The sequence below is a fragment of the Streptomyces sp. NPDC026246 genome (genome assembly GCF_055567995.1).
In genome coordinates, this window is record NZ_JBVHPJ010000003.1 from 437,813 (window position 1) to 464,045 (window position 26,233).

Below are 26,233 nucleotides of genomic sequence, written 5' to 3' on the forward strand. Positions count from 1 at the left end.
ACGGAGGATCGGATGGTGGCGTCGGCCAGGCGGTGGGAGCGGGTGTGCGGATGAGCGGTGCGCGCGGGCAGGTGGCCGCCGCCGCGGAGGTTTCCGATGGGCCGGACGTCGTGATCGTCGGGGGTGGGGCCGCCGGGCTGAGCCTGGCTCACCGGCTGGTCGAGACCGGCCCGGCCACCGTCACCGTCGTGGAGCCCCCGGACGGTCCCACGCGTCCGGCCGAGCGGACCTGGTGCTACTGGGACGACGGCGACGGCGACGGCGGGCTCGGCGCCGCGGTGACGGCCGACTGGTCCCTGCTGCGGGTGCACGGCAGCGACGGCACCGCCCTCACCGTCGACCCGGCCCCGGCGACCTACCGCATGGTGCGGTCCTCGGCGTTCGAGCGGCTCGTGCACGCGCGTCTGGAGCGGGCCCCCGGCGGGCGAGTGCTGCGGGCGACGGCCACGACCGTGCGGGACGTCCCCGGCGGCGCGGAGGTCCGGTGCACGGCGCCCGACGGCCGGGCCCTGACACTGCGCGCCCGGTACGTGTTCGACTCCCGGCCGCCGCCCGCCCTGCCCCCGGCCCGCACGCAGCTGCTGCAGCACTTCCGCGGGTGGTTCGTGCGTACGGACCGGGCACGGTTCGACCCCGCGGTCGCCGACCTCATGGACTTCCGGGTGCCGCAGCCACGGCAGGGGCTCGCCTTCGGCTACGTCCTCCCGCTGGCCCCGGACCGGGCGCTCGTGGAGTACACCGAGTTCTCCCGCTCCCCGCTGACCACCGAGGCGTACGAGACCGCACTCGGCCACTACACCCGGGACGTGCTGGGGCTGGGCGCGTTCGACGTCGAGTCGGCCGAGCAGGGCGTCATCCCCATGACCGACGGGCGCTTCGCCCGCCGCACCGGCCGCTCCGTGTTCCGCATCGGCACCGCGGGCGGCGCCACCCGCCCCGCCACCGGCTACACCTTCGCCGCCGTCCAGCGGCACAGCCGGGCCGTCGCCACCGCCCTGCGCGAGGGCCGCGGCACCGTGCCCCCGCCGCACGGGCGGCGAGCGCTGGCCATGGACGCGGTGCTGCTGCGCGCCCTGGACACCGGCCGCGTCGACGGCCCGGCCTTCTTCACCGGCCTGTTCCGCCGTACGCCCGCCCACCGCCTGCTGCGCTTCCTCGACGGCGCGACCTCGCTCCGGGAGGAGTGGGGCATCGGCCTGCGCACCCCGGTGGGACCGATGCTGCGCACCGCGCTCGAGGTGCCCTTCCTGCCCCGCAGAACCCACCCCCTCCCAGGAACCGGAGAGAGCCACCGATGACCCTGCTGCGCGACCACGACCTGGCACGCGCCTTCGACCACGCGTCCCGCACCTACGACCGGCTCACGGCCCTCAGCCCCGGCTACCGCACCGACCTGCTCCGCTCGGCGCGCCGGCTGCGGCTGCCCGACGGCGGGGCCGGACTGCACGTGCTCGACCTCGGATGCGGCACCGGCGCCTCCACCCGGGCCCTGATGCGGGCCGCGCCCCGGGCCCGCATCACCGCCGTGGACGCCTCGGCCGGCATGCTGCGCCAGGCGCTGGCCAAGCCGTGGCCCGACCGGGTGCGGTTCCTGCACCTGAGCGCAGAGGAACTGCCGACGGCCGATGAGGGCCCGTTCGACGCGGTGTTCGCCGCCTACCTGTTCCGCAACGTCTCCGACCCGGACGCCGTGCTGCGCTCGGTGCGGACCCGGCTGAAGCAGGGCGGGCGGCTGGCCGTGCACGAGTACAGCCTCGGCGGCTCACCGGCGCACCGGGCCCTGTGGACGGCCGTCTGCCAGGGGGTCGTCATCCCGGCCGGCACCGTCACCGGTGACCGGGCCCTGTACCGGCACCTGTGGCACAGCGTCCTCGCCTTCGACACCGCCCCCGCCTTCACCGGCCGGCTGGCCCGTGCCGGGTTCGAGGACGCCCGGGCGCTGCCGCTGGCCGGGTGGCAGACCGGCATCACCCACACCTTCGTCGCCCGCAACGGCTCCGCCCCGGCCGCGGAGGCCGCCCGATGAGCGGCGGCCGGGCCGGACGTTCCGCCCGCCGCGGCCGGGACCGCAAGGCCGAGGTGCTGATGCCCGCCCCCGGCCGGGACCGGTTCGGGCCGGGGGACGCGCCCTCCGTCGCCGTGGTGGGCGGCGGCATCGCCGGCCTCGCCGCCGCCACCGGACTGGCCGAGCGCGGCGCCCGGGTCACCCTCTACGAACGGGAGGCGTCCCTCGGCGGCCGCCTCGCCGGGTGGCGCACCCGGCTCGCCGACGGCTCCGAGGCGACCATGAGCCGCGGCTTCCACGCGTTCTTCCGCCAGTACTACAACCTGCGCGGCCTGCTGCGCCGGACCGACCCCGGCCTCGACCGGCTCACCCCGCTGCCCGACTACCCCCTGCGGCACAGCGGCGGACTGACCGACAGTTTCGCCCGCGTACCGCGCACCCCGCCGCTCAGCGCCCTCGGCTTCGTCGCCCTCAGCCCCACCTTCGGCTGGCGCGACCTGACCTCCATGGACGCCCGCGCGGCGCTGCCGCTGCTGGACGTGCGCGTGCCGGAGGTGTACGAGCGGTTCGACCGCGTCAGCGCGACCGGGTTCCTGCGCGGCGTGCGCTTCCCCGAGGCCGCGCACCACCTGGCCTTCGAGGTGTTCTCGCGCAGCTTCTTCGCCGATCCGCGGGAACTGTCCGCCGCCGAGCTGATGCTGATGTTCCACATCTACTTCCTCGGCTCGTCCGAGGGGCTGCTGTTCGACGTGCCCGACGAGCCCTTCCCCCAGGCCCTGTGGGAGCCGCTCGGCGACTATCTGCGGCGTCTGGGCGCGGACATCCGCACCGGCACGGCCGTCCACGGCGTCGACCCCCTCGACGGCGAGGGCGGGGCCGAGGTGCGCACGGACGCGGGGACCGACCGGCACGACGCGGTGGTGCTCGCCCTGGACACTAGGGGCCTGCGTCGCACCGTCGCGGCCTCGCCCGGCCTCGGCACCGGCCCGTGGCGCGAGGACATCGACGCGCTGCGCACCGCACCGCCGTTCCTCGTCTCCCGGCTCTGGCTGGACCGTCCCGTACGGGCCGACCGCCCCGGCTTCCTCGGCACCAGCGGCTACGAGGGCCTGGACAACATCAGCGTCCTGGAACGCTACGAGGGCGAGGCCGCCCGCTGGGCGGCGCGCACCGGCGGCTCGGTCGTGGAACTGCACGCCTACGCCGTTCCCGAGGGCGCGGACCGGGAGAAGACGCAGGACGAACTGCTCGCGCAACTGCGGCGGGTGTACCCGGAGACGGGGGAGGCGCGAGTCGTCGACGCCCGGCACGAGTGGCGCGCGGACTGCCCGCTCTTCACCGCCGGCACCCACCACCGCCGTCCCACGGTGACGACCCCCCACCCGTGGCTGACGCTGGCCGGCGACGGTCTGCGCTGCGACCTGCCCGTGGCGCTCATGGAACGCGCCGCCACCACCGGCTTCCTGGCGTCCAACGCGCTGCTCGCCCGGTGGGGCGTGCGCGGCCAGGTGCTGTGGACCGTCCCGCGCGCGGGCCGCTCGCCGGCACTGCGCGCTCTCGGCACCCTCGCGGGACGACGCCCCTGAGACGGCGCTACCAACGGGCCCGGGGCGCCCGACACCCCCAGGGCGCTGGATAGGACCCGGGCAGTCCCGGGCCAAGTGGCCCGGGCCCGCCCGGCGGTGCCGTTGCGGCCGGGTGCGCCGCTCGCGCTCGTACGGCGGGGCCGTGTCAGCTAGCAGCGCCGCTCGGGACCGTACCCCGGGGCCTTGCGCGTACGGAGCGGTGCTCGGGCCCGTGCGGCGGGGCTGTTTGCGGCCGGGCGCGCCGCTCGCGCTCGTACGGCGGGGCCTTGCCAGCTCGCAGCGCCGCTCGGGACCGTACCCCGGGGCCTTGCGCGTACGGAGCGGTGCTCGGGCCCGTGCGGCGGGGCCGTTGCGGCCGGGTGTGCCGCTGGGGCCTGTCCGGCGGGGCCGTTGCGGCCCGGCGCGCCGGGCGGGGTCGGTATGGCCGGGCGGATGCCGGCCGCCGCTCAGCCCGGGAAGCGTCCCGTGCTGCGCAGCTCCCAGCGCCTCTCCGCGTAGGCCAGGTCGTCCCGCCACAGCCGTCCTGCCGTGTGCCGCATCAGGGGGCGCAGGGCCGGGGCGGCGGCGCGGGCCAGGGCGAAGCCGCGCCGCTCGGAGGTGGCGATCACCGCCTCCACCACCGCCGTGCGGGGCCGCTCGGCGCCGGGCCGGGACAGCGGCGTCGCGTGGGTCTCCACCACGGACGAGGCGCCCTCGCCGTCGGTGATGCGCATGACGACCGTGCGCGGCTCGGGCGCCGTGAACTCGGCGCGCACGGGCACCACCAGACGCCCCGCCACCCGGAAGGACACATCGACGACGAAGGCGTCGTCCTCCTCGCCCTCCGGTTCCCGGACGACCTCCAGGTCGACGAAGGAGTACGGGTGGAACCAGGAGCCGTGCCACGGGTCGAGCCGGTTGGCGACCACGTCCTGCGGTTCGCACCGCCCGACCCCGGTGTACACGGAGTCCACCCCGGTGCCGGACGCGGGGCGCGGCGGGATCACGGGCCGCTCGGACGGCTCCTCCCCGCCGAGCGCGTCCAGCCGCACCCACACCAGCACTCCGTCGTCGTGGACCGGGAACGGCTGCCAGCCCGCGGTCGGGGAACCGTCCAGGGCGAGCCCGTGCCAGTGGCACATCAGCGTCCCGCACACCACCCGGCTGTCCTTGAGGGGCGCCCCCAGGTGCGGGCAGGCGCCGGGGCCCGCGCGCAGCTCACCGGAGTCCGAGCGCCACAACACCACTTCGACGCCGCCGATCGTCCGGCCGCGGGGGCCGCCCCCCGGGCGCACGTCGCGCGAGGCGCCGGCCACGAACCAGTTGCCGGAGGGCCGCGCACAGGCCCGCTTCAGCGCGTCGGCGATCAGACCGGGCCGCGCCGCCCGCCAGGTCGGCGTCTGCTCCGCCCACTTCGGCCCGCTGCGCCGCCGCAACGGCGAGGTCCAACCCGCCTTGCCCGCCCGGTCACCCATGGTCCTGCTCCTTCCGCTCCGGTACGACGGCCCCCGTCGCCGCGCGCGCCGAGCGGGCGCGCCGGCGCGCACCGGCCACGCGCACGATCCCGGCCGCCGCGGTCGCCGCCCGCCGGGGGCGGGAGACGACCGCACGCCGGTGCAGCACGGTGTACTCCTGCCGGGCGATCGCGTCGAGGATGCCGCCGTACAGCGTGAACGCCGCCCGGATGCAGGGGCGCACCCGGGGGTCGAGCATCGCGATGCCCGGCTCGGCCTGCCGGTACACGTCCCGGGTCAGCGCCTCGGCCGCCACGAACGCCGCCCGGATGCGCGCGTCCTGACGGCCCGTGCGCCGGCTCCACTCCAGCAGCGGCCGGTCCACGCCGTGCGCGGCCAGCAGGTCCGCCGGCAGGTACACCCGGCCGCGGTCCAGGTCCTCGCCCACGTCCCGCAGGAAGTTGGTCAGCTGGAACGCCACGCCCAGCGCGGCCGCGTGCGGTGCGGCCTCCTCACGCGGCCCGACCGTGCCGAGCACGGGCAGCATCTGCAGGCCGATCACCGCGGCCGAGCCGTGCATGTACGCCCGCAGGTCGGCATAGGTCGGGTAGTCGGTGACGGTCAGGTCCGAGCGCATCGAGGCGAGGAAGTCCTCGAACAGCGCCACCTCGATGCCGTATCGCTCGGCGGTGTCGGACACCGCCCGCACCACCGGCTCGTCGCCGCCGCCGGTACGCAGCGCCTGCGCGAGGTCGCCCTCCAGCCGCTTCAGCGCCAGGTCGCGCTCCTCGGGGCTGCTGCTGCGGTCCAGATCGTCGACGATGTCGTCGGCCCAGCGGGCGAAGCCGTACAGGGCGTGCACGGCCGAGCGTCGCTCCAGCGGCAGCAGGCGCGTGGCCAGGAAGTAGGTGCGGCCGTGGCGGGCGTTGAGCTGACGGCACCGGGTGTAGTCGGCGCGCAGGCCGGGGGCGGTGATCCCGGCGGCGTCCAGTTCACGACGGGTCATGGGCTCCTGCTCCGGTCGGGGTGGACGGGAGATCCGCCGCGGCGGGGCGGGGCCGGGGCCCCGGGGGGCGGCGGACGGCGCCGCCGGTGACACGCGCGGCGGCGAGTTTGCCGCTGATGAGCACGGTCGGCACACCGACGCCCGGGGTGGTGCCGCAGCCGGCGAGCACCACGTTGTCCACGCCGCGCACCAGGTTGCGGGGCCGGAAGGGCCCGGTCTGGGCGAAGGTGTGGGACACGGAGAAGGGGCTGCCCGCGGCATGGCCCTGGGCCGCCCAGTCCAGCGGCGTCACCAGCATCTCCTCCTGGACGCTGCCCGCGAACCCGTCCAGGCCGCGCCGTTCCAGCTCGGCGACGAGGCTGTCGCGGTAGCGCGGGCCGAGGTCCCGCCAGGCGGCGGCGGAGGGTCCGACGTCGGTGTTGGGGCAGGGCGCCAGCACGTAGTGCAGGTGGCGGCCCGGCGGTGCGAGGGACGGGTCGTGCGCGGTCGGGCGGGTGATCAGCAGGGACGGGTCGCTCATCAGCGTCCCCGTGCGGGTCAGTTCGTCGAACGTGCGCTCCCAGGCGGCGCCGAACGAGAGGGTGTGGTGGGCGAGCCCGGGCCAGGTGCGGTCGGTGCCCGCGTGCAGGATCACCGCCGAGGGGGAGTGCCGCAGCGGCACCGGGCGCCGGGGGGTCCGGCCCAGCAGGCGGTGCGCGGTGGGCAGTTCGCAGGTCAGCACCACCGCGTCGCAGGGGATGCGCTCGCCCGAGGCGAGACGGACGGCCCGCACTCGCCCGGACACGCGCTCCAGCGCGCTGACCTCCGCCGACCAGCGCAGCTCGGCACCCGCGTCCGCCGCCGCGTCGGCCATCGCGCGGGGCAGGGCGTGCATCCCGCCCTTGGGGAACCAGACCCCGGCCACGGTGTCCATGTAGGCGATCACCGCGTAGGCCGCGAGCGCCCGGGCCGGGGCGACCCCGGCGTACAGCGCCTGGAAGGAGAACACCCGCTGGAGCCTCGGGTCGTTCAGGAAGCGGCCGATGCGGGCGTCCAGCCGGCCGAAGCCGCCGAGGGCCGCAAGGCGGGCCAGGTCGGGGTGCGCCAGCTGCAACGGCGAGTCGAAGTTGGTGTCGATGAAGCGGCGCATCTGCGCCCGGTACAACCGCTCCAGCCACGTGCGCAGGCTGCGGTAGCCCGCGGCCTCGGCGGGCCCCGCGAAGCGCCGCACCTCCGCCTCCATGGCGTCGCCGTCGGTGTGCACGTCCAGCGAGCTGCCGTCGGCGAAGCGGGCCCGGTAGGCGGGGTGCAGCGGCGTCAGCTCGACGCGCCGGTACAGGCTGTCGCCGACCGCCGCGAACGCCTCGTCGGCCAGGTCCGGCATGGTCATCACGGTGGGGCCGGTGTCCACCTGATAGCCGCCGAGCCGCACCCGCCCGGCCCGGCCGCCGGGCCCGGGGTCCCGTTCGACGAGCGTGACCCGGCGGCCCGCGCCCAGCAGGTGCAGCGCGCAGGCCAGCCCGGACAGCCCGGCGCCCACGACGACGACGTGGTCGGTCGGACCCGGAACGGTCCTCATACCAGCTCCTCCGCGGGGCGCGGGGCGACGCCCGCGGCCCGCTCGACCAGGGCGGAGAACTCCCGCCGCACCTCCGGGCCGGCACCGGTGGCCTCGAAGTGCCGCAGGCCCGCGGCCGCCAGTTCGGCGATCCTCGCCTCCACCTCGGCCCGCGCCCCGGTCCGCTCCAGCGCCGCCCGCATCCGCTCCACGGTCTGCCCCGGCCGCCCGCCCGGGCCCGCGGCGAGCACGGCGGAGGCCTCACGGTCACCGGTGGCCCGGGCGAGCCGTACGGCCGTGGCCAGCAGGTGGGTGAGCTTGCGCGACCGCAGGTCGTCGTCGGCGGGCTTCCCGGTCAGCACCGGATCGCCGAACGCGCCGAGGAGGTCGTCGCGCAGCTGGAAGGCCAGCCCCGCGCAGCGGCCGGCGGCCCGCAGCGCGTCCACCGTGTGCGGGTCGGCTCCCGCCAGCGTGGCACCCAGCGCCAGGGGCCGCGCGACCGTGTACAGGGCGCTCTTCAGCTCGGCGATGGTCAGGGCCTCCTCGCCGCTGGACGATCCGTTCGCCTGGGCCTTCAGGTCCCGGTACTGGCCGGCGACCATCTCGGTGCGCATGGTCCGCCACTCGGCGTGCAGCCGGGCGCCGTGCGGCGAGGCGAGTGCCGTCTCCGTCAGCAGGTCGTCCGCCCAGGCCAGCGCCAGGTCGCCGGCCAGCACGGCCGCCGACGAGCCGAACGACTCGGCCGAGCCGGACCTCCGCGCGGCCCGGTGCCCGCGGGCGAAGTCCACGTGCAGGGCCGGAGCGCCCCGGCGCAGCGGCGAGCCGTCCATCACGTCGTCGTGGATGAGGGCACACGCCTGGAGCAGTTCCAGGGCGGCCCCGGTCCGCAGGACCGGGCCGGTGTCGCCCGTCCCGCCCGCGGCCCGCCAGCCGCACCACACGAACGCCGTACGCAGCCGCTTGCCGCCGCGCAGCGCGAACGCGGCGACACGCTCGGCCAGGTCGCGGGCGGCCACCGCGTCGGTCTGCCGGGCGTGGCGCAGCCGTGCCTCGAGCACCTGCCCGAGGACGGCCTCCACGGCCCGGGTGGCCCCCGGGGCGGTGAGCGGGGCGTCGTCCGGTGCCCCCGGTCCGGCCGCTGTCGGCCGCGGTCCAAGCATGCGCAACCCCTTCTCGCATCCGGTCATTCGCACATCAGTGCTTCCGCCGGGAGTGGTGTTCCGGATGCGCACCGACGCGGCGTGGCCGCACGTCCGGGCGCGGTCCGCTCATGGGTACCCGGATCCTCATGGACGACCGCGCGCCTCGCGGAAACGGGCCAGACCCTCACCGAGGTCGATGACCGGTTCGGGGTAACGCAGCGCGGCGCGCCGGTCGTCCGGGAGCCGCCAGGGTTCGTGCACCGTGCCGCCCTCCACGTCGGCCAGCTCGGGCACCCAGCGCCGTACGTAGGTGCCGTCCGGGTCGTAACGCTTGCCCTGCAGCACGGGGTTGAGGACGCGGTGCGGGCGCGAGTCGGTGCCGGTGCCGGCGACCCACTGCCAGTTCATCTGGTTGTTGACGATGTCGCCGTCGACCAGGTGCCGCAGGAAGTGCCGGGCGCCGACGCGCCAGTCGACGTAGAGCGTCTTGGTCAGGAAACTCGCCGTCAGCAGCCGCGCCCGGTTGTGCATCCAGCCCTCGTGACGCAGTTGGCGCATGCCCGCGTCCACCATCGGATAGCCCGTACGGCCCTCCCGCCAGGCGGCGATGTCCCCGGCCGCCTCGTCCTCGTCGCGCCACTGGTCGCCGCGGCTGCGGTAGTCCTGCCGGGACGCCTCGGGCCGGACCGCGAGGAGCTGGTGGTGGAAGTCGCGCCAGCACAGCTGCCGCACGAACGCCTCGGCCCCGGTCCCGCCCTGCGCCCGGGCCCGGTGGACGAGTTCCGCGGGTGACAGCGCCCCGAAGTGCAGGTAGGGGGAGAGCCGTGACGTCGCGTCACCGGCCAGGTCGTCCTGCCGGTCGCCGTACCGGGCCAGGTCCGCGCGCGCCCAGTCGGCGAACCGCTCGCGTCCCACCGTCTCCCCGCCCGTCGCGAGCCCCGGCGCCAGGTCCCCCTCCCGGGGGCGGGACGGCGGCCCCTCGCCGGTCGCGGCCGCGGGGACGCGGACCGCCTCCGGCGCGGGCAGGGGCTCACGCAGCCGCTCCCGGGACCAGCGGCGGTAGTAGGGCGTGAACACGGCGAAGTGGTCGGAGCCGCCGGGCGTGACCCGTCCGGGGGCGAGGGCGGTGATGACGTCGTCGTGCACGTGCAGGTCGACGCCGTCCGCCGCGAGTCCCGCGCGCAGCCGCTCCTCGCGGCGCTGGGCGAACCCGGTGATGCCGGCGGCCAGGTGCACCTCCGCGGCACCGCAGGCGGCGGCGACCGCGCGCACCTCCCGGGCGACCGGGCCCGAGCGCACCACGAGGCGACCGCCTCGCTCGCGCAGGGAGGCGTCCAGGTCGGCCAGGCAGTCGGCGAGGAAGGCGGCCCGGTTCGGCACGTCGAAACCCACCGCGTGGACCGCGGGGTCGCGTACGAACAGCGGTACCACCTCGTCCGCCGCGCGCAGCGCCGCGTGCAGGGGCGGGTGGTCGTGCAGACGCAGGTCCGAGGTGAACAGGACGACCGCGACGGTCATGTGTCACTCCTGGTGCGGTGGCGCGGTTCCGTACGTGGCTGCCCCGTGCTTCCCGAGGAGCGGTTCCTGCGGATGCGCCGGCCCCGGGCGCCGCGGCCCGGGCCGGACTCTCCGGCCGCGGCCCGGGCGATGTTGCGCGCCATCCCGCCGAACACCACGGCGTGGAAGGGGGCGACGCTCCACCAGTAGGCGTGGCCCAGCAGCCCGCGCGGGTGGAACAGGGCACGCTGGCGATAGCGGGTGCGGCCCCGGTCGTCGGTCTCGGTGTACATCTCCAGCCAGGCGAGCCCGGGCAGGCGCATCTCGGCCCGCAACCGCAGCAGACGACCCGGCTCGATCTCCTCCACCCGCCAGAAGTCCAGGGAGTCGCCGACCCGCAGGTGGTGGGTGTCGCGCCGCCCCCGGCGCAGTCCGACCCCGCCGACGAACCGGTCGAGCCACCCCCGTACCGCCCAGGCCAGCGGGGAGGAGTACCAGCCGTTCTCGCCCCCGATGCCCTCGACGACCCTCCACAGTGCCTCCGGGGAGGCGTCGACGGGCCGCTCCCGCTCGTCCTGGTAGAGGCTGCCGCCCGCCCAGTCCGGGTCGGTGGGCAGCGGGTCGCTGGGCGCGCCGGGCACGGACGCCGAGGACCAGCGCGTGGACACCTGCGCGTCGCGGACCTTGCGCAGCGCCAGGGACAGGGCCTCGTCGAACGGCAGCGGCCGGCCCGGTCCGTCCGGCACGTAGCGGGCGATGTCGTGCTCCCGGCAGACGACCTCGTGCCGCAGCGACTCCGTCAGGGGCCGGGCGAGGGCGGCGGGCACGGGCGTGACCAGCCCGACCCAGTGGCTGGACAGGCGCGGGGTGAGGACCGGGACCGGCACGATGAACCGCCGCCGCAGCCCGGCGACGGCCGCGTAGCCCAGCATCATCTCCCGGTACGTCAGCACGTCCGGGCCGCCGATGTCGAAGGCCCGGTCGACGTCGTCGGGGAGGGACGCGGACCCGACGAGGTAGCGCAGCACGTCCCGTACGGCGATGGGCTGGGTGCGGGTGTGCACCCAGCTGGGGGTGACCATGACGGGCAGCCGTTCGGTCAGGTAGCGCAGCATCTCGAACGACGCCGACCCGGAGCCGATGACCACGGCCGCCCGCAGCACCGCCGCCGGCACGGGAGCCTGAAGGAAGATCCGCCCGACCTCGGCGCGGGAGCGCAGGTGCGGGGAGAGTTCGTGCTCGGGGACGCCGTAGGGGGTGAGCCCTCCCAGGTAGACGATCCGCCGGACACCGGCCGCCCGCGCCTGCTCGGCGAAGACGCGGGCGGCCTGCCGGTCGGTGTCCTCGAACTCCCGGCCGGAGCCGAGGGCGTGCACGAGGTAGTAGGCGATGTCGACGCCCTGCATGGCGGCGGCGACCGACTCCGGATCGGTGACGTCCCCGCGCACGGTCTCCGCGTCACCCGCCCAGGGATGGTCACGCAGCTTGCCGGGGGAGCGGGCCAGGCACCGGACGCGGTACCCCGCTTCCAGGAGCTCGGGCACCAGGCGCCCGCCGATGTACCCGGACGCCCCGGTGACCAGACACAGCGGCCGCTGCCCGTCCGTCGTCATACCCGCCTCCGTCCGATGGGCCGCCGCGCCGCCACGGCACGGCCGGTCCCGACAGAAGCTTTTCCCGCCCGGCCCCCCTCGCGGATGCACCCGGCCCGTGGCGCGGCCCGTTCAGCCGGACGGAGCAGCGGCGGCGGCCTTCTCCCGCGGTCCGGGCTCCTCCTCGCGGGCCAGGGCGCTCGGCCACCACGCCCTCGGCCCGATGTCGATCATCAGCGCGGGCACCAGCAGCGAGCGCACCACGAGCGTGTCCAGCAGGACGCCGAAGGCGACGATGAAGGCGATCTGCACCAGGAACGCCAGCGGGATCACCATGAGCGCGGCGAACGTCGCGGCCAGCACCACACCCGCGGAGGTGATCACCCCACCGGTCGTGGTCAGCCCGCGCAGCACGCCCTGGCGGTTGCCGTGCGCGAGCGCCTCCTCCCGCACCCGGGACATCAGGAAGATGTTGTAGTCGACGCCGAGCGCCACCAGGAACACGAAGCCGTACAGCGGCACGGAGGCGTCCGTGCCGCTGAAGCCCAGCAGGTGCTGGAAGACCAGCGCCGAGACGCCCAGCGTGGCCAGGAAGTTCAGCCCGACGGTCGCGACCAGCAGCACCGGGACGAGCAGCGAGCGCAGCAGCACCATGAGGATCAGCAGGATCACCGCGAGGACGACGGGCACGATGAGCGTCCGGTCGTGGGCGGCGGTCTGCTGGGTGTCGTACTGCTGCGCCGTGTAGCCGCCGACCAGGGCGTCGGCGCCGGGGACGGCGTGCACCTTCTCGCGCAGCCGTTCGACAGTGTCCTTGGCGGCGTCGCTGTCCGCCGAGGCCTTGAGCGTGGCGTTGACGAGGACCCGGCCGTCCGCCACGAGCGGCTTGCCGTCCCCGGGGCGCCCGGACGCAGTGACGGGGCTCGCCGTGGCGACACCCTCGGTGCTCCGGGCGGCGGCCGTCACCTCGACCGCCCGGTCGGCGTCGGCGATGACGATCGCCGGGTTGCCGGAGCCGCCGGGGAAGTGCTCGCCGAGGGTGCGCTGCGCGGCGACCGAGGGCGCGTCGTTCACGAAGATCTCGTCCAGGGGCACGCCCTTGGACGACAGGGACGGGGCGAAGGCCGCGCACACGGCCAGCAGCAGCGCCGTCACCGCCCAGGTGCGGCGCGGCCGGGCGGACACGAGGCGCGCGACCCGGCGCCACACGCCGCTGCCCTCAGCGGAGTCCTGCGGCTGCTTCGGCCGCGACGGCCAGTACGCGGTGCGGCCCAGCAGGGCCAGCACGGCGGGCAGGAAGGTCAGCGTGGTCAGCAGGGAGCAGGCGATGCCGATGGCGCCGACCGGGCCGAGGGCGCGGTTGTTGGTGAGGTCGCTGACGAGCAGAGTCAGCAGGCCCAGCGCCACGGTGGCGGCGCTGGCGGTGATCGCGCCGGACGAGCGGCGCACGGCGGCCACGGCCGCCGCGACCCGGTCCCCGCGCACGGCCAGTTCCTCGCGGAAGCGCGCGGCGAGCAGCAGCGCGTAGTCCGTGGCCGCGCCGATCACCAGGATCGACAGGATCCCCTGCACCTGCCCGTCGACCCGGACCACGTCCCGCTCCGCCAGGGCATAGACCACGGCGCAGGCCAGGCCCAGGGCGAAGACCGAGCTGAGGATGATCAGGAACGGCAGCAGGACGCTGCGGTAGACGAGGAGCAGGATCAGCAGCACGGCGCCCAGGGCCACGCCCAGCAGCAGTCCGTCGATGCCGGCGAACGCGTCCGACAGGTCGGCCTGGCTCGCCGCGGGCCCGGCGATCCGCGCCTCGGTGCCCGGCACGCCGCCGGCCGCCTCACGCACGGCGTCCAGGGCGGTGGGCAGCTCGTCCCCGAGATCGGGCTCCAGCTGGACGACGGCCTGCATCGCCTCGCGGTCCTCGGAGAGCAGGGCGGGGGAGGGGCGGCCGACGACGCCGGGTTCCCCGGCCAGCGCGGCGACGGCCCGGGTCGCCTGCGCCTGCCGGGCCGCCGTGAACCGCTGCCCGTCCGCCGTCCACACCACGATGGCCGGCACGGTCTCGGACTGGTCGAACGCCTCGCGCGCGTCCAGCACCCGGGTGGACTCGGCGCTGCGGGGAAGGAAGGCGGCCTGGTCGTTGGTGGCCACCTCGCCGAGCTTGCCCGCGTAGGGGCCGAGCGTCCCGCCCACCCCCAGCCAGACGAGCAGCAGGGCGAGCGGTACGAGCCGTCGGGCCCAACGCTGTGCGGTAGTCATGCGCATCCCAAGCCGTAGACGAAATAACTCACTCATAAAGTATCTCAATCATTGAGAGATACTAGGCTGGGGGGATGAGCGGTCCCGGCGTGCCCACGGCATCTCTTCCGGCGGACGACCCGATCGGGTTGCAGTCCTTCGCCGTCCTGCTGCGCCGGATGAACAGCGAGTTCAACCGCATCGCGCAGGAGTTCGCCCAGGCGCAGGGCCTGCACCTGACCGACATGCAGGCGCTGATCGCGATCCTGGACGCGGAGGCCGACCCCGAGGCGGGCGGCGAGCCGATGACGCCCGGCCGGCTGCGCAAGCAGCTCAACCTCACCTCGGGCGCGGTGACCGCCTGCCTGGACCGGCTGGAGCGGGCGGGGCACGTCCGGCGCGTGCGCGACGGCGGCGACCGCCGCGTCGTCCACCTCCACTACGCCGACGCGGCCCGCGGCCTGGCCCGGGACTACTTCCGGCCCCTGGCCCGCGGCACCGAGGCGGCCCGGAGCCGGTTCGGCCCCGACGAGCTGGCCGTGGTCGTCCGGTTCCTCGCCGAGATGAACGCCGAACTCGCCCGGCTGCGCAGGACCCCGGACTGAGCCTCTCCCCGGGCGCCGCATCCGAACAGGACACAATCGGCGAAACCGGGACATGAAGCTACGAGACGAACTCCCGGTCGACCACCACCTGGCGACCGTCTACCGCTACGGCGCCGGCTTCTGCGGCCTGGTGCTGCTGGTGTTCGCGGCCCTCGGCTTCGCCGACGCCCTGAGTCCCTTCGACACGGCCGGTGAGACCGTCGCGGGCATGACCACCAACGTGGCGCTGAGCGTCATCTCCACCGTGGTCGGTCTCGCGCTGCTCGCGGGAGCCGTGATCGGGGGCAACGTCGCCTCCACCCTGAACATGACGGTCGGAGCCCTGTTCGTCCTCAGCGGCTTCGCCCACATCTTCGTGCTGGACCGGCCCGCCAACATCCTCGACTTCGGCATGACCAACGTGATCTTCAGCTTCGTCATGGGCCTGGTCATCGCCACGTTCGGCATGTACGGCCGTGTCTCCAGCCGGCTCGCCCCCGACAACCCCTACTACCGGCGCCGCCACCCGGAACGCGCGGCCCGCGACCCGCGGGCGCTGGGCGCCGCAGCTGCCCCCGCACGGGAGCTCCCGGCGGCGAAGGCGGGCAGCGCGGCCCGGGGGCGCCTGCCCGGCTGAGCCGCACCCGCCACGGCCGGGGGCCGGGCCGTCACCGGCCCGGCCCCCTTCCGTACGCGGAATTCAGAACTGCAGCGCCCAGGCGTCGATCCGCCCGGTGTCGTACCGGGCGTTGTCGCTCACCCGGAGCTTCCACGTGCCGTCAGCCACCTCCGAGGAGGCGTTCACGGTGTACGTGGTGTCGATGTTGTCCGCACTGCCGCCGGTGCCGTACGCCTTCAGCGTGTACGCCGTGCCGTCCGGGGCGACCAGCTGGACCTGGAGGTCGCCGATGTAGGTGTGGACGATGTGCACCTCGACCGCCAGGGCGGAGGGGGCGTTGCCGGAGACGCCGGAGACGGTCACGGGCGACTCGGCCGTGGCGTTGTCGGCGATGGTCTGGTCGGCGGTGTTCTCGAAGCGCGGCCCGGGCGGCGTGGTGGAACCGCCGCCGACGTTGAGGAGCCGGTTGGGCGAGCCGGTGCCGGGACTCGTGACGACGCCGGTGGTGGCGGCGGACGTCAGGGCGGCGGAGACCTGCGCGGGCGTGGCCGCGGGGTTGGCGGCCAGGTGCAGGGCCGCGGCCCCGGCGACGTGCGGACTCGCCATCGAGGTACCGGAGATGGTGTTGGTCGCCGAGTCGCTCGAGTTCCAGGCCGAGGTGATCGACGAGCCCGGTGCGAACAGGTCCAGTACCGAGCCGTAGTTGGAGTAGCTCGCCTTGGCGTCGGTGGACGTCGTCGCGCCGACCGTCACGGCCTCGGTGACGCGGGCCGGGGAGCGGGTGGAGGCGTTGGTGGACTCGTTGCCGGCCGCGACCACGAAGGTGACGCCTGCGGTGATGGCGTTGCGCACGGCCGTGTCGATGGCGGTGTCACCGGGACCGCCCAGGGACATGTTGGCGACGGCCGGCTTCACCGCGTTGCGGGCGACCCAGTCGATGCCCGCGACGACCTGGGCGGTGGTGCCCTGGCCGGAGTTGTTCAGCACGCGCACCCCGACGACCCTGGCCTTCTTGGCCACGCCGTGGGCGCTGCCGGCGATCGTGCCGGCGACGTGCGTGCCGTGCCCGTGGCCGTCCTGGGCGGTGTTGTCGTTGTCGACGGCGTCGTAGCCGTTGGCGGCCCGGCCGCCGAAGTCGCCGTGCGAGATGCGGACACCGGTGTCGATGACGTACGCCGTGACACCCTCGCCGGCCGAGTCCGGGTAGGTGTACGCGTTGTTCAGCGGCAGGCTCTTCTGGTCGATGCGGTCCAGGCCCCAGGACGGCGGACTGGGCTGCGTCGCGCTGATGGAGAACGTCCGGTCCTGCACCACGGAGGCGACGGCCGGATCGGCGGCGAGACGTTTCGCCTCGGACTCGGAGGCCTCGACCGCGTAGCCGTTCAGGGCCTTGGTGTAGGTCCGCTCGATGTCGGCGCCGTACTTGTGCGCGAGCGCGCGGCCCTGGGCGGAGCCGGCCCGCTCGGTCTTCAGGGTGACGATGTAGCTGCCGGGAACGGAGTTCGCGGCGTCCTCGTACTGGATGCGTCCTTCGGCCGCGACCGGCGCCGCTCCGGCGGGGAGGGCGGAGACGAGACTCGCGACGAGTGCCGCGCAGGCAGCCGCGCCGAGCGCGGCGAGTGTGCGGCGGGGGGAACCGTGGGGAGTACGCATCACTGCCATCTGAGGGGTCCTCCTCGATCGGTGGTGCGCTGTGGGGTGGGGTGCACGCCCGTCGATCGCCGCCGATGAGTGGCCTGAGGGTCATGGGCATGTCAATCAGGCGGCAACTCGTGTGCGTCAGCGTCAGGTTGAGGCCTCCCCGGGGATTGCACAAGGGCCCTGCGCGCACCGCGGGGCCTCGTGGCGGTCCGTCAGGCGTCGCACGCCATGTCCCGGCTGCGCTTCTCCCACGCCGGGACCTCGCCGCGCACCTGGTCCAGACGGCCGAGCAGGACGCTGACGCCGTCGTCCCCGGTGACGCGGCGACCCCTCGGTGTCCGACTCCCATCCGGGCGAGCACCGCCGCCGACGCGGACGCGTACCGCGCGCACCACGACGAGGCGTACGCGTACCTCGACGGCCCCGCGGACGTCACCGCCCGCAAGGCCCTCGGTCTGGCCGCCACCCCGCCGTCCACCGGGGCGGGCGAGGGCGGTGACTCCGCGGCTCAGGTGTGACGGCGCCTATAGCGGGGAGAAAGTGCCTGCGTAAAGGCTTCAGCCGACACATGTCATCACATCGAGTGATTCTCTGGCCTTTGCTTGCCTCGCACAACGTACGGTTGCCACGCTGTTGCTGTCTGTACAACCTGATGGGAGCGGCCAGTGACATTCGGTGAGCAGCCGGCGTACTTGCGCGTCGCGGGTGATCTCCGCCAGAAGATCGTCGACGGTCAGCTGCCACCACACACCCGGCTCCCCTCCCAGGCCAGGATCCGCCAGGAGTACGGCGTCTCGGACACGGTGGCGCTGGAGGCCCGCAAGGTGCTGATGGCGGAGGGCCTGGTCGAGGGCCGTTCCGGCTCCGGGACGTACGTGCGCGAGCGCCCGGTGCCCCGCCGCATCTCCCGCTCGGGCTACCTCCCGGCCGGCGGGGCCACACCGTTCCGCCAGGAGCAGGCCGACGGCGAGGGCCGCGGCACCTGGGAGTCCAGCAGCGAGCAGGCCGAGGCCGGGGTGGCGATCGCCGAGCGACTGGGCATCGAACCGGGCGACCGGGTCATGCGCACGCGGTACCTGTACCGCGAGGGCGGCGAGGCGATGATGCTCTCCACCTCCTGGGAGCCCCTCGCCGTGACCGGGCGCACGCCCGTGATGCTGCCGGAGGAGGGCCCGGTCGGCGGCATGGGGGTCGTCGAGCGCATGCGCGCCATCGACGTGATCGTGGACAACGTCACCGAGGAGGTCGGCGCCCGCCCCGGCCTCGCCGAGGAGCTGCTCGCGCTGGGCGGTGTCCCGGGCCATGTGGTGCTGGTGATCCAGCGCACGTTCTACGCGTCGGGCCGCCCGGTCGAGACGGCCGACGTGGTCGTCCCGGCCGACCGGTACCGGGTCGCCTACCACCTTCCGGTCAAGTAGCGGACGCTCACATCCGCCCCGGGGCGCACTTCCCGCGCGCCCCGCTCACACGGCCGGCGCACCGCCCGCCGGTGACCGGCCCGTTCCGCCTGCACCGCCATCACGTCGTTCCCGCTGCTCGGGGACGACGTGCGCGGTGTGCCCCGGCCCCGCAGTGCGGGGGTGCGCGGACGGCGCGTTCACCGGCGTGCGCCCCCGGGGTTCTGGCTGGTTGCGTACCTCTTTGTGTAAAGCCGTGTTCGCTCCGTGAAGGTAAGGCGTAGGCTCGGGCATATGCGCAGTGCGGTTTCCTTGGCGGGTGGGGCACGGCTCAGGCCGCGGGTGGGAAGAGGAGGGGCGCGATGAACGACAGCACGGTCGCTCTGCCCTGGCTCGTGATACGCGAGGACGACAACGGCAACCGGTACCGCGTGGGCCGGTACGCGACCCGGGCCGAGGCCCAGAAGATCGCGGACAGCCTCGACGGCCGCGCCCACAAGCAGCTCTACTGGGTCGAGCGCCTCGGACAGGGCGGACCGGCCGCACACGACTGACGCGCCACGACTGACGCGCCACGACCGACGCGCCACGACCGACGGGATCCGACTGACGGGATCCGGCCGACGGGGCGCGACCGGACGGGAGCCGGCTGACGGGCCCGAACGCCGTCGGGGCCGCGGACACGGCCGACGGGCGGGCTGGCAGGCGCGGCCGAGGGGCACCGCCCCGTGTTTCCGCCGGGCGGCCCGGGAGTGAGCCCGGCGCTGGCGGCCTCCCGTAGGCTCCCGGCATGAGTGAGCGGATCGTCGTCGTGGGTGCCGCGCTGATCGAGGACGGGCAGCTGCTCGCCGCCCGGCGCAGCGCGCCCGTCGAACTGGCCGGGCGCTGGGAGTTGCCCGGGGGCAAGGTCGAACCAGGGGAGACGCCCGAGGCGGCGCTCGAACGCGAGCTGCGCGAGGAACTCGGCGTCGAGGCGGAGGCCGGTGCGCGCGTCCCGGGGGAGTGGCCCCTGAAGCCTCCTTACGTCCTGCAGGTGTTCACCGCTCGCCTGCGCCCCGGGTCCGCCCCGCCCGAGCCCCTCCAGGACCACGACGAGCTGCGCTGGGTCGGCCCCTCGGACGTCTGGGAGGTGCGCTGGCTCGACCAGGACGTCCCGGCCGTACGGCAGACCCTCGCCCTTCTCGGGAGCCCGGGCCGCACCGGGACGCCCGGCGCGTGACGCCCACGCAAGCGCCCGGCGCGTGATGCCCACGTAGGCACCCGGCGCGGGACGCCCGCGCAAGGACCCGGCGCCCGAGGCCGGACGGGGGCGTACGGTGCACCACGTCCGCTGCAGGAACACTCCGTACGCCTTTCGTGCCACAGTGCGCCATCCCGCGCGATACTCCGCCCTGGATATCGGGTATGTGCCCATTAACCCCATGAAACCGGACATGGGTCGGCCGTCAGTCTGGGAAGTGATCGGCGTGACGAACCCCGAGGGTGACTGCGCCGAGTGGACCTTCCCCGCCGAGCCCGGTGCCGTGCGCACCGCCCGCCAGGCCGTCCGCGGCAAACTCCGCAACTGGGGCCTCGACAACCTCGCCGACCTCGCGGCGCTGCTGGTCAGTGAGTTGGTCACCAACGCCCTGCGGCACGCCACCGGCCCCATCGGCGTCCGCCTCGTCCGCCCCTCCGGGCCGGGCGGCGTCCTGCGGGTCGAGGTCTCCGACCCGCTCCCCGACCCGCCCCGCGCACGCGCCGCACGCCCCGAGGACGAGAGCGGCCGCGGACTGCAGCTGGTGGCCTCCTCCTCCCGCCGCTGGGGCACCCGGCCCGGCGGACTGGGCAAGACCGTGTGGTTCGAACTCCCGGTGCCGGAGTGAAAAAACGGTGTACGTACCCGTCATCCCTGTAGAGCGGCCGGTTCGGGCCGGTGACCGGTGCCGCGGAACGTGATTCGACGACGTGTCCCCTGGTTAGAAGACTGGAAGTGTTGTCACGGTCCGGACCGAAAACCATCGGGACCGTGCTGTGATCGTGAACACCGTGTTGTGCGGCACCGTAGTGCTGGATACTGCGGGCAGCCGCCCCCGGTGACCGGTGCCGGGCGCGGTGAGCTGGAGGGGACGGTTCGCGTGAGCGAGATACCAGCGAAGGCCACGGAGTCCGAGGACCCGTCGGAGGGCGCGAGGGCCGGGGCCGCACACGGCCCGGACCCCGCGGCCACGGCTGCCTTCGCGGCCGACGGCGCCCGCGCGGGGGACGCGATCTGGCAGGCCAGTCCCCCCGGCTCCATCTACGACTACATCAAGGTGGCGTCCTTCTCCATCGGCCCCGACGGGCTGGTCGACCAGTGGAGCCTGCGCGCCGAGCACCTCTTCGGCATCCCCGCCGGCCGCGCCGTCGGCATGGACCCCATCGAGGCGTTCATCGACCCGCGTCACCACGAGCGGGGCATGCGCAAGATGGCCGAGATCCTCGACGGCCGGGAGTGGACCGGCGTGGTGCCCTTCCGGCTGCCCAAGGGCGCCGAGGGGGAGTGCGGCCACGAGGGACTCGCCGAGGTGTACGTCATGCCGACGCGCACCGAGGACGGCGAGAAGGCCGCCGTGTGCATCGTCGTCGACGTGCGCACCCTGCGCAGCATCGAGACCGACCTCGCCGCCTCGCAGGCCATTTTCGGTCAATCGCCGTTCGGCTTCCTGCTCATCGACCCGGACCTGCGGGTCCGCCGCGCCAACCAGCGGTTCGCGTCCATCTTCGGCGGCTCGCCCGACGACCACCGCGGCAAGGGCGTCCACGACTACCTCCAGCGCGCCGAGGCCGAACGGGTCTCCGCCACGCTGCGCCGCGTCCTGGAGACCGGCAACTCCATCACCGACATGCACGTCACGGGGTTCGTGCCGGACTCCGACGAACGCCGCCACTGGTCCGTCAACCTCTACCGCGTGCACAGCGGTTCGGGCCGGCCCATCGGCGTCGCCTGGCTCGGCACCGACATCACCGCCCGCCGCGCCGCCGCCCGCGAGGCCGCCGCCGCCCGCCGCAACCTCGCCCTGCTGAACGAGGCCGGCGCCCGCATCGGCAACTCCCTCGACCTGGAGACCACCGCCCGGCAGCTCCTCGACGTCGTCGTCCCCGGCTTCTGCGACCTGGCCACCGTCGACCTCTACCAGGGCCTCCTGGTCGGCGACGAGACCCCGCCCGGTCTCGCCGACGGCAGCGGGGAACTGCGTCGCGTCGCCTTCGCCAGTGCCGTCTCCGACGCGCCCTTCGCCGGCACCGGCGCGCCCGTCTCGGTCGGCGCCGTCCACCACTACCCGTTCAACTCGCCCTGCGCGGACGCCCTGCGCACGGCCCGCCCGCAGACCGTCGCCGGGGAGGACGGCGGCCTGGTGCAGTCCACGCTGGCCGTGCCGATGGTCGCCCACGACACGGTCGTCGGGCTGGTCCAGTTCGCCCGCACCAAGGGCAGCGAGCCGTTCGGCGAACGCGACCGCGATCTCGCCGTGGAACTCGCCGCCCGCGCGGCGGTCTGCATCGACAACGCCCGCCTCTACCGCCGCGAGCACGAACGCGCCCTGATACTGCAGCGGTCCCTGCTCCCGCCCGGCGACCCCGAGGCCTCCGGCCTGGACATCGCCTGCCGCTACCTGCCCGGCAACGCCAACACCGGCCGGCCCAGCGAGGTCGGCGGCGACTGGTTCGACGTCATCGAACTGCCCGGGCACCGCACCGCCCTGGTCGTCGGCGACGTCATGGGACGCGGACTGCGCGCCGCCGTCGCCATGGGCGAACTGCGCACCGCCGTACGGACGCTGGCCCAGCTCGACCTCGAACCGGCCGAGGTGCTCTCCCAGCTGGACGAGATCGCCCGGGGCCTCGGCGCCCCCGGGGGCGTCCAGCAGGCCACCCGGGCGGCCCGCCGCCCCCGTGAGGCCGACCTGTCGGAGGTCTACCTGGCCACCTGCGTCTACGCCGTCTACGACTCCGTCACCCGGCGCTGCACGTTCGCCAACGCCGGCCACCTGCCGCCGGTCCTGGTCGAACCGGGCGAGCCGGCGCTGATGCTGGACGTGCCGCCGGGCATGCCGCTCGGAGTCGGCGGCGAGCCCTTCGAGGAGGTCGAGGTCGAACTGCCCGAGGGGGCCCTGCTCGCGCTCTACACCGACGGACTGGTCGAGAGCCGCGACCACCCCCTCGACGAGGGTCTTCAGGCCTTCGTCAGCGCCCTGGCCGATCCCACCCAGCCGCTGGAGGACGTCTGCGACCACGTCCTCCACACGCTCGACACCCATCACGGCGAGGACGACATCGCCCTGCTGATGGCACGCGTCCAGGGCCTGCCCACCGAGTCCGTCGGGGACTGGACCCTGCCGCGCGAGCCGCGCAGTGTGGGCCGGGCCCGCGAGTACGCCCGCGCCCAGCTGACCGGCTGGGACCTGGAGCCGCTCGTCGACACCACGGAACTGCTCGTCAGCGAACTGGTCACCAACGCCCTGCGCTACGGCGAGGGAGACATCCGCCTGCGGCTCCTGCTCGACCGCACGCTGGTCTGCGAGGTGTGGGACGCCGGCCTGGTCCAGCCGCGCCGCCGCCGCGCCCGCGACACCGACGAGGGCGGCCGCGGCCTGCAACTGGTCGGCCTCCTCAGCGCGGCCTGGGGCTCCCGCCGCACCCCGCGCGGCAAGACCGTCTGGTTCGAACTCCCCCTCCCCGACGGCGGCCCGGGCCTCCCGGACCCGGCGGAGGCACTGCTGAGCCTGTTCTGAGCGCGAGCGCCCGGCCGGCGGTGCCCGCTGCCCGGGCTGCTCGTAGACTCGCCGCACATGAGTGACCTCTACGCCGTCGACCTGGCCCTCGACCTGTCGCCCACGGTGCCCGAGCCCGTGCTGGCTCTCCTGCGCCTGCACCTCGGGTGTGACGGCACCGGCCAGGAGGACGAGGCGGAGTTCGTCCCCCTGCTGGCGGACCGAGGCCCGGCCTGGCGCATCGGGGGGCTCCTCACCGGCGAACTCCTGCGCGCCGAGCACCACTGGTGCCTGACGGCTCGCCAGGAGATCCACGCGGAACTGCTTCCCGACCTGATGTCCCTGGCGGAGATGCTCGCGCACCACGCGCGGACCGAGGGCGTCATCGGCCAACTGCGGTGGTACGAGAACGACATCCCGGAGCTGCTCGTGTCCCGTTCCGGAAGCCTGGTGACGATGGACCTGAGCCAAGCGACCACCACCGCCCCTCACTAGGCGGCCTCCGCAGTACGTCAGGTGGGGAACTCACCACACCAGTTGCGCTTGATCAGCACGGCCGGGAGGTACTCGGACTCCACTTCGACGGGCATGTCGGCGTCGTAGGCCATGCAGGCGATGGCGAGCGGGGCGAGGGCGACGAGCCCTGAGGCCTGGAAGGCGCGGTCCTCCTCGCTCCAGTACTGCTTGTGCAGTTCCAGCGCCCGGGCCAGTGCCTGGTTGAAGGTCTCGGGGTCCCTCCGGATGAAGCGGTGGAAGACCTCCATCGGCGGATACAGCAGCTTGCTCACCGTCTCGGGGTCCGCGACGGCCTCCGGTTCCGTGCCGTCGACCGCGGCGACCAGCTTCGGTCCCAGGTCCGGGCCTCCGAGCCAGTAGGTCTGGAGGGTGTCGATCCAGAGGTAGTGGTACTCCTCGAACTGCCCGCCGTTCTCCCGCAGAAGGGACAACGGGACCTGGCACAGAGCGGTGATCCGGTCCCTTTCACGGCAGATCACGGCCAGGTAGAAGGCAGTGAGCCAACTGCCGGGATTCACGTACCACTGCGGACCGGTGGCCTGCAGGGTGCGGTCCTTGTGAGCGATGCGGCACAGCACCTGGTCGTCCGTCGCGGTCGCCGCCGCGAAGACGGCTGAACCGGCCTGCATCGCCGTGACCCAGGCGTCCCACGTCGGGAACTCGGCAGCCCGGGGATCGACCAGACAGCGGGACTGGGCCAGGGTGAGCGCGACGCGCTGGGCGTCGCCCAGCCTGGTGGAGCTTTCCTCCAGCCCGTCGATCAGCTGCCGCACGTTCTCCTGGAGCACAGCGAGACCCTCTTCCGCGTTCCCCGTGGGCAACGGAGGGCGGGAAATGATGGCAGCCAGCGCATTCTCCTTGCGAAACGTGTCGTCCCCGGGCGGTGCCCGCCGCTGTCAGGTGTCGTACTCGCCCACCCAGGACCGCGTCAGAAGCGCCCGAGGGATGTACTCGGACTCCACCTCGACGGGCAGGTCGGCGTCGTAGGCCATGCAGGCGATGGCGAGCGGGGCGAGGGCGACGAGCCCTTCGCTGCTGAGCGACCGTGCCTCGTTGGCGGTCCAGTATTCCTTGTGCCAGGTGAGGGCGTCGACGAGTGCGGCGTTGAACTGCTGGGGTTCGCGGCGCAGATAGCGCTGGAACAGTTCCAGCGGCGGGTAGAGAATCTTCAGCATGAGCTCTGGGCCGGCGATCGTGGCTGCCTCCGGCTTCGTGCCGTCGACGGCGGTGACGAGCGTGTCCCAGGTCTCCTGGCGGCCGAACCAGAAGTGCCGGAGGGTTTCCACCCAGGCATAGACGTACTCGTCGAACTCCGCCCCGGACTCTTGCAGGAAGGAGACGGGCACCTGCGCCAGCTGGTCGACCCGGTCGTTGTCGCGGCAGATCACCGCCAGGTAGAACGAGGTCAGCCAGTTGCCCGCGTGCAGGTAGTCCTGCGGGCCGGTGGCGGGCAGATGCTTCACCTCACCGTTGCTGCCCACCCGGCACGACACCGTGCCCTCGGTGGCCATGCCGGCGGCGAAGAGCCCGCAGCCGACCTGCATGGCGGTGACCCACGCCTCCCAGGCCGGGAACTCACCCGCTGTCGGGTCCGTCAGACAGCGCCACTTCGCCAGGGTGAGCGCGGCCTGCAGGGCGTCGTACCGGTCGTCCTCCGACGTCTCGATGTGGTCGAGCACGTCCTTGGTGCTCTTGGTGACGGGCGCGATGAGCTCGCCCGCGTCGTCCGTGTGGAACTCATGGCGGGGAATGCGGGTGACCACGTGCTTCCTTCGGCTGCGTCAATGACATCGGCGGAAGCACCACCGTAGACACCCTTGCCACTAGGTCGGGAACTCGCCCAGCCAACCCCGCTCGAGCAGATGCTTGGGCAGGTAGTCGGACTCCACCTGGATCGGGATTCCCCCATCGAAGGCGAGACAGGTTACGGCGAGCGCTCCGACAGCGATCCGACCCTCAGGGTCCTTGGCCCGGTCCTCATCCGCGGTCCAGTAGGCCTTGTGAAGCTCAAGTGCCTCCACGAGTGCCTGGTTGAAGCCCTCGTGGTCCTTGCGCAAAAAGCGGTGGAACAGGTTGATCGGCGGATACAGGACATGCTGCAGCAGATCGCGAGGGACGAACCTTGCTGCATCGGGATGCGACTGCTGGAACGCGGCCGTCAGCTCGTCCACCAGGCCGGGCGTCTGCAGCCAGTATGCCTGGAGCGCCGCAACCCAGTGGTAGATGTACTCGTCGAATTGGCCTTCGGGCGATCGCAGGCGCTCGACCGGGATTTCGCACAGCTGGGTGAGGCGCTGCTGGTCCCGGCAGATGACGGCGAGCCAGAAGGTGGTCAGCCAGTTTCCGGCGTCGGCGTAAGAGCGGGGGCCGATGGCCGGGATCCGCCGGACCTGGTGGTTGATGCGACACTCGACGACACCGTCGGCCTGCCCAGTGGCGGCGAACAGTGCCGACCCGATCTGCAGGGCGGAGACAGTCGCCTCCCATGTCTCGAGCTGAGCGGCGCGGGGATCCACCGTGCACCGGGCCTGCAGGTGCAACAGGGCGGTGTCGAAGACAAAGTCGAGCTTGCCGGGCCGCTGCTCCAGCTTTTCCGCGTCCGCCGCGACATCCTCCCCAAGGGACTCGGCCCAGCCTGCGGACCGAGGTCCGGGTTCCCAGTGCCGGGCGACGGTGGTGGTCACGGCGCCGCCTCCGTGTGCCTGTCGGT

At 74.1% G+C, this 26,233-nt stretch carries 23 protein-coding genes; 12 read left to right on the forward strand and 11 right to left on the reverse strand.

The window, feature by feature from the left end:
* The first annotated feature begins 50 nt into the window (after positions 1 to 50).
* Genes ACZ4M5_RS10190 through ACZ4M5_RS10200 form a run of 3 tightly spaced genes read left to right on the forward strand, consistent with a single transcriptional unit; the run spans position 51 to position 3,591 of the window.
* Positions 51 to 1,298, forward strand: a complete 1,248-nt coding sequence (locus ACZ4M5_RS10190; protein ID WP_467734961.1) for a lycopene cyclase family protein — start codon at positions 51 to 53, stop codon at positions 1,296 to 1,298.
* Complete coding sequence (locus ACZ4M5_RS10195; protein WP_467734963.1) at positions 1,295 to 2,026, forward strand: class I SAM-dependent methyltransferase; 732 nt, start codon at positions 1,295 to 1,297, stop codon at positions 2,024 to 2,026. The genes ACZ4M5_RS10190 and ACZ4M5_RS10195 overlap by 4 nt, the downstream gene beginning before the upstream one ends.
* Entirely contained in the window at positions 2,023 to 3,591 is a 1,569-nt protein-coding gene (locus ACZ4M5_RS10200; RefSeq protein ID WP_467734965.1) for an FAD-dependent oxidoreductase, read from the forward strand. Before ACZ4M5_RS10195 ends, ACZ4M5_RS10200 begins: the two co-directional genes overlap by 4 nt.
* Before the next feature lie 446 nt (positions 3,592 to 4,037).
* Here the strand turns inward: ACZ4M5_RS10200 and ACZ4M5_RS10205 are convergent, their stop codons facing one another.
* The 7 genes from ACZ4M5_RS10205 to ACZ4M5_RS10235 form a co-directional block, all read right to left on the reverse strand.
* Positions 4,038 to 5,045: a DUF5914 domain-containing protein gene (locus tag ACZ4M5_RS10205; RefSeq protein WP_467734967.1), complete on the reverse strand. Its 1,008-nt coding sequence runs from the start codon at positions 5,043 to 5,045 to the stop codon at positions 4,038 to 4,040.
* Entirely contained in the window at positions 5,038 to 6,030 is a 993-nt protein-coding gene (locus ACZ4M5_RS10210) for a phytoene/squalene synthase family protein (protein WP_467734969.1), read from the reverse strand. Before ACZ4M5_RS10210 ends, ACZ4M5_RS10205 begins: the two co-directional genes overlap by 8 nt.
* Positions 6,017 to 7,588, reverse strand: a complete 1,572-nt coding sequence (gene crtI / locus ACZ4M5_RS10215; RefSeq protein ID WP_467734971.1) for a phytoene desaturase family protein — start codon at positions 7,586 to 7,588, stop codon at positions 6,017 to 6,019. Before crtI ends, ACZ4M5_RS10210 begins: the two co-directional genes overlap by 14 nt.
* Positions 7,585 to 8,727 carry a polyprenyl synthetase family protein gene (locus tag ACZ4M5_RS10220; protein WP_467734973.1) on the reverse strand — a complete coding sequence of 381 codons (1,143 nt, stop codon included), beginning with the start codon at positions 8,725 to 8,727 and terminating at the stop codon, positions 7,585 to 7,587. The genes crtI and ACZ4M5_RS10220 overlap by 4 nt, the downstream gene beginning before the upstream one ends.
* A gap of 126 nt (positions 8,728 to 8,853) precedes the next feature.
* Positions 8,854 to 10,227 (reverse strand): cryptochrome/photolyase family protein, encoded by a 1,374-nt coding sequence (locus ACZ4M5_RS10225; protein ID WP_467734975.1) that lies wholly within the window; start codon positions 10,225 to 10,227, stop codon positions 8,854 to 8,856.
* A complete protein-coding gene (locus ACZ4M5_RS10230; RefSeq protein ID WP_467734977.1) occupies positions 10,224 to 11,819 on the reverse strand; it encodes an SDR family oxidoreductase in 1,596 nt (531 codons plus the stop codon). The genes ACZ4M5_RS10225 and ACZ4M5_RS10230 overlap by 4 nt, the downstream gene beginning before the upstream one ends.
* Positions 11,820 to 11,930: 111 nt before the next feature.
* Positions 11,931 to 14,054, reverse strand: coding sequence for an MMPL family transporter (locus ACZ4M5_RS10235; protein WP_467734979.1), 2,124 nt, complete (start codon positions 14,052 to 14,054; stop codon positions 11,931 to 11,933).
* Positions 14,055 to 14,128: 74 nt separating this feature from the next.
* Between ACZ4M5_RS10235 and ACZ4M5_RS10240 the strand changes: the two genes are divergently transcribed.
* Positions 14,129 to 14,638, forward strand: a complete 510-nt coding sequence (locus ACZ4M5_RS10240; RefSeq protein WP_467734981.1) for a MarR family winged helix-turn-helix transcriptional regulator — start codon at positions 14,129 to 14,131, stop codon at positions 14,636 to 14,638.
* Positions 14,639 to 14,690: 52 nt separating this feature from the next.
* Positions 14,691 to 15,254 (forward strand): DUF4383 domain-containing protein, encoded by a 564-nt coding sequence (locus ACZ4M5_RS10245; RefSeq protein WP_467734983.1) that lies wholly within the window; start codon positions 14,691 to 14,693, stop codon positions 15,252 to 15,254.
* Between the two features lie 63 nt (positions 15,255 to 15,317).
* Here the strand turns inward: ACZ4M5_RS10245 and ACZ4M5_RS10250 are convergent, their stop codons facing one another.
* A complete protein-coding gene (locus ACZ4M5_RS10250; protein ID WP_467734985.1) occupies positions 15,318 to 16,898 on the reverse strand; it encodes a S8 family peptidase in 1,581 nt (526 codons plus the stop codon).
* A gap of 146 nt (positions 16,899 to 17,044) precedes the next feature.
* Here ACZ4M5_RS10250 and ACZ4M5_RS10255 point away from each other — a divergent pair, with 146 nt between their 5' ends.
* The 7 genes from ACZ4M5_RS10255 to ACZ4M5_RS10285 all read left to right on the forward strand — a co-directional run bounded on the left by ACZ4M5_RS10255 (position 17,045) and on the right by ACZ4M5_RS10285 (position 23,502).
* Positions 17,045 to 17,395 (forward strand): hypothetical protein, encoded by a 351-nt coding sequence (locus tag ACZ4M5_RS10255; RefSeq protein ID WP_467734987.1) that lies wholly within the window; start codon positions 17,045 to 17,047, stop codon positions 17,393 to 17,395.
* 147 nt (positions 17,396 to 17,542) lie between these two features.
* Entirely contained in the window at positions 17,543 to 18,295 is a 753-nt protein-coding gene (locus ACZ4M5_RS10260; RefSeq protein ID WP_467734989.1) for a GntR family transcriptional regulator, read from the forward strand.
* A 341-nt stretch (positions 18,296 to 18,636) separates the two neighbouring features.
* Positions 18,637 to 18,828 carry an SPOR domain-containing protein gene (locus tag ACZ4M5_RS10265; protein ID WP_467734991.1) on the forward strand — a complete coding sequence of 64 codons (192 nt, stop codon included), beginning with the start codon at positions 18,637 to 18,639 and terminating at the stop codon, positions 18,826 to 18,828.
* A 236-nt stretch (positions 18,829 to 19,064) separates the two neighbouring features.
* A complete protein-coding gene (locus ACZ4M5_RS10270) occupies positions 19,065 to 19,493 on the forward strand; it encodes a (deoxy)nucleoside triphosphate pyrophosphohydrolase (protein ID WP_467734993.1) in 429 nt (142 codons plus the stop codon).
* Positions 19,494 to 19,695: 202 nt separating this feature from the next.
* On the forward strand, positions 19,696 to 20,139 hold the full coding sequence (locus ACZ4M5_RS10275; RefSeq protein WP_467734995.1) for an ATP-binding protein: 444 nt from the start codon (positions 19,696 to 19,698) through the stop codon (positions 20,137 to 20,139).
* 252 nt (positions 20,140 to 20,391) lie between these two features.
* Positions 20,392 to 23,028: a SpoIIE family protein phosphatase gene (locus ACZ4M5_RS10280; protein ID WP_467734998.1), complete on the forward strand. Its 2,637-nt coding sequence runs from the start codon at positions 20,392 to 20,394 to the stop codon at positions 23,026 to 23,028.
* A 57-nt stretch (positions 23,029 to 23,085) separates the two neighbouring features.
* Entirely contained in the window at positions 23,086 to 23,502 is a 417-nt protein-coding gene (locus ACZ4M5_RS10285; protein ID WP_467735000.1) for a hypothetical protein, read from the forward strand.
* Positions 23,503 to 23,519: 17 nt separating this feature from the next.
* Here ACZ4M5_RS10285 and ACZ4M5_RS10290 read toward each other — a convergent pair whose 3' ends face one another.
* The 3 genes from ACZ4M5_RS10290 to ACZ4M5_RS10300 form a co-directional block, all read right to left on the reverse strand.
* On the reverse strand, positions 23,520 to 24,311 hold the full coding sequence (locus ACZ4M5_RS10290) for an immunity 49 family protein (protein ID WP_467735002.1): 792 nt from the start codon (positions 24,309 to 24,311) through the stop codon (positions 23,520 to 23,522).
* 108 nt (positions 24,312 to 24,419) lie between these two features.
* The gene (locus ACZ4M5_RS10295) at positions 24,420 to 25,286 is read right to left on the reverse strand and encodes an immunity 49 family protein (RefSeq protein ID WP_467735004.1); all 867 of its coding nucleotides are present in this window, start codon (positions 25,284 to 25,286) and stop codon (positions 24,420 to 24,422) included.
* A 60-nt stretch (positions 25,287 to 25,346) separates the two neighbouring features.
* Entirely contained in the window at positions 25,347 to 26,207 is an 861-nt protein-coding gene (locus ACZ4M5_RS10300) for an immunity 49 family protein (protein WP_467735006.1), read from the reverse strand.
* Positions 26,208 to 26,233: the final 26 nt, after the last annotated feature.

Excerpts from the sequence above, each read along its gene's own strand:
- ACZ4M5_RS10200 (WP_467734965.1), top strand. The coding sequence starts at position 2,023 with ATGAGCGGCGGCCGGGCCGGACGTTCCGCCCGCCGCGGCCGGGACCGC.
- ACZ4M5_RS10275 (WP_467734995.1), top strand. The coding sequence starts at position 19,696 with ATGAAACCGGACATGGGTCGGCCGTCAGTCTGGGAAGTGATCGGCGTG.
- ACZ4M5_RS10210 (WP_467734969.1), bottom strand. The coding sequence starts at position 6,030 with ATGACCCGTCGTGAACTGGACGCCGCCGGGATCACCGCCCCCGGCCTG.
- ACZ4M5_RS10270 (WP_467734993.1), top strand. The coding sequence starts at position 19,065 with ATGAGTGAGCGGATCGTCGTCGTGGGTGCCGCGCTGATCGAGGACGGG.
- crtI (WP_467734971.1), bottom strand. The coding sequence starts at position 7,588 with ATGAGGACCGTTCCGGGTCCGACCGACCACGTCGTCGTCGTGGGCGCC.
- ACZ4M5_RS10245 (WP_467734983.1), top strand. The coding sequence starts at position 14,691 with ATGAAGCTACGAGACGAACTCCCGGTCGACCACCACCTGGCGACCGTC.
- ACZ4M5_RS10190 (WP_467734961.1), top strand. The coding sequence starts at position 51 with ATGAGCGGTGCGCGCGGGCAGGTGGCCGCCGCCGCGGAGGTTTCCGAT.
- ACZ4M5_RS10285 (WP_467735000.1), top strand. The coding sequence starts at position 23,086 with ATGAGTGACCTCTACGCCGTCGACCTGGCCCTCGACCTGTCGCCCACG.
- ACZ4M5_RS10265 (WP_467734991.1), top strand. The coding sequence starts at position 18,637 with ATGAACGACAGCACGGTCGCTCTGCCCTGGCTCGTGATACGCGAGGAC.
- ACZ4M5_RS10250 (WP_467734985.1), bottom strand. The coding sequence starts at position 16,898 with ATGGCAGTGATGCGTACTCCCCACGGTTCCCCCCGCCGCACACTCGCC.
- ACZ4M5_RS10195 (WP_467734963.1), top strand. The coding sequence starts at position 1,295 with ATGACCCTGCTGCGCGACCACGACCTGGCACGCGCCTTCGACCACGCG.
- ACZ4M5_RS10230 (WP_467734977.1), bottom strand. The coding sequence starts at position 11,819 with ATGACGACGGACGGGCAGCGGCCGCTGTGTCTGGTCACCGGGGCGTCC.
- ACZ4M5_RS10225 (WP_467734975.1), bottom strand. The coding sequence starts at position 10,227 with ATGACCGTCGCGGTCGTCCTGTTCACCTCGGACCTGCGTCTGCACGAC.
- ACZ4M5_RS10235 (WP_467734979.1), bottom strand. The coding sequence starts at position 14,054 with ATGACTACCGCACAGCGTTGGGCCCGACGGCTCGTACCGCTCGCCCTG.
- ACZ4M5_RS10205 (WP_467734967.1), bottom strand. The coding sequence starts at position 5,045 with ATGGGTGACCGGGCGGGCAAGGCGGGTTGGACCTCGCCGTTGCGGCGG.
- ACZ4M5_RS10240 (WP_467734981.1), top strand. The coding sequence starts at position 14,129 with ATGAGCGGTCCCGGCGTGCCCACGGCATCTCTTCCGGCGGACGACCCG.
- ACZ4M5_RS10220 (WP_467734973.1), bottom strand. The coding sequence starts at position 8,727 with ATGCTTGGACCGCGGCCGACAGCGGCCGGACCGGGGGCACCGGACGAC.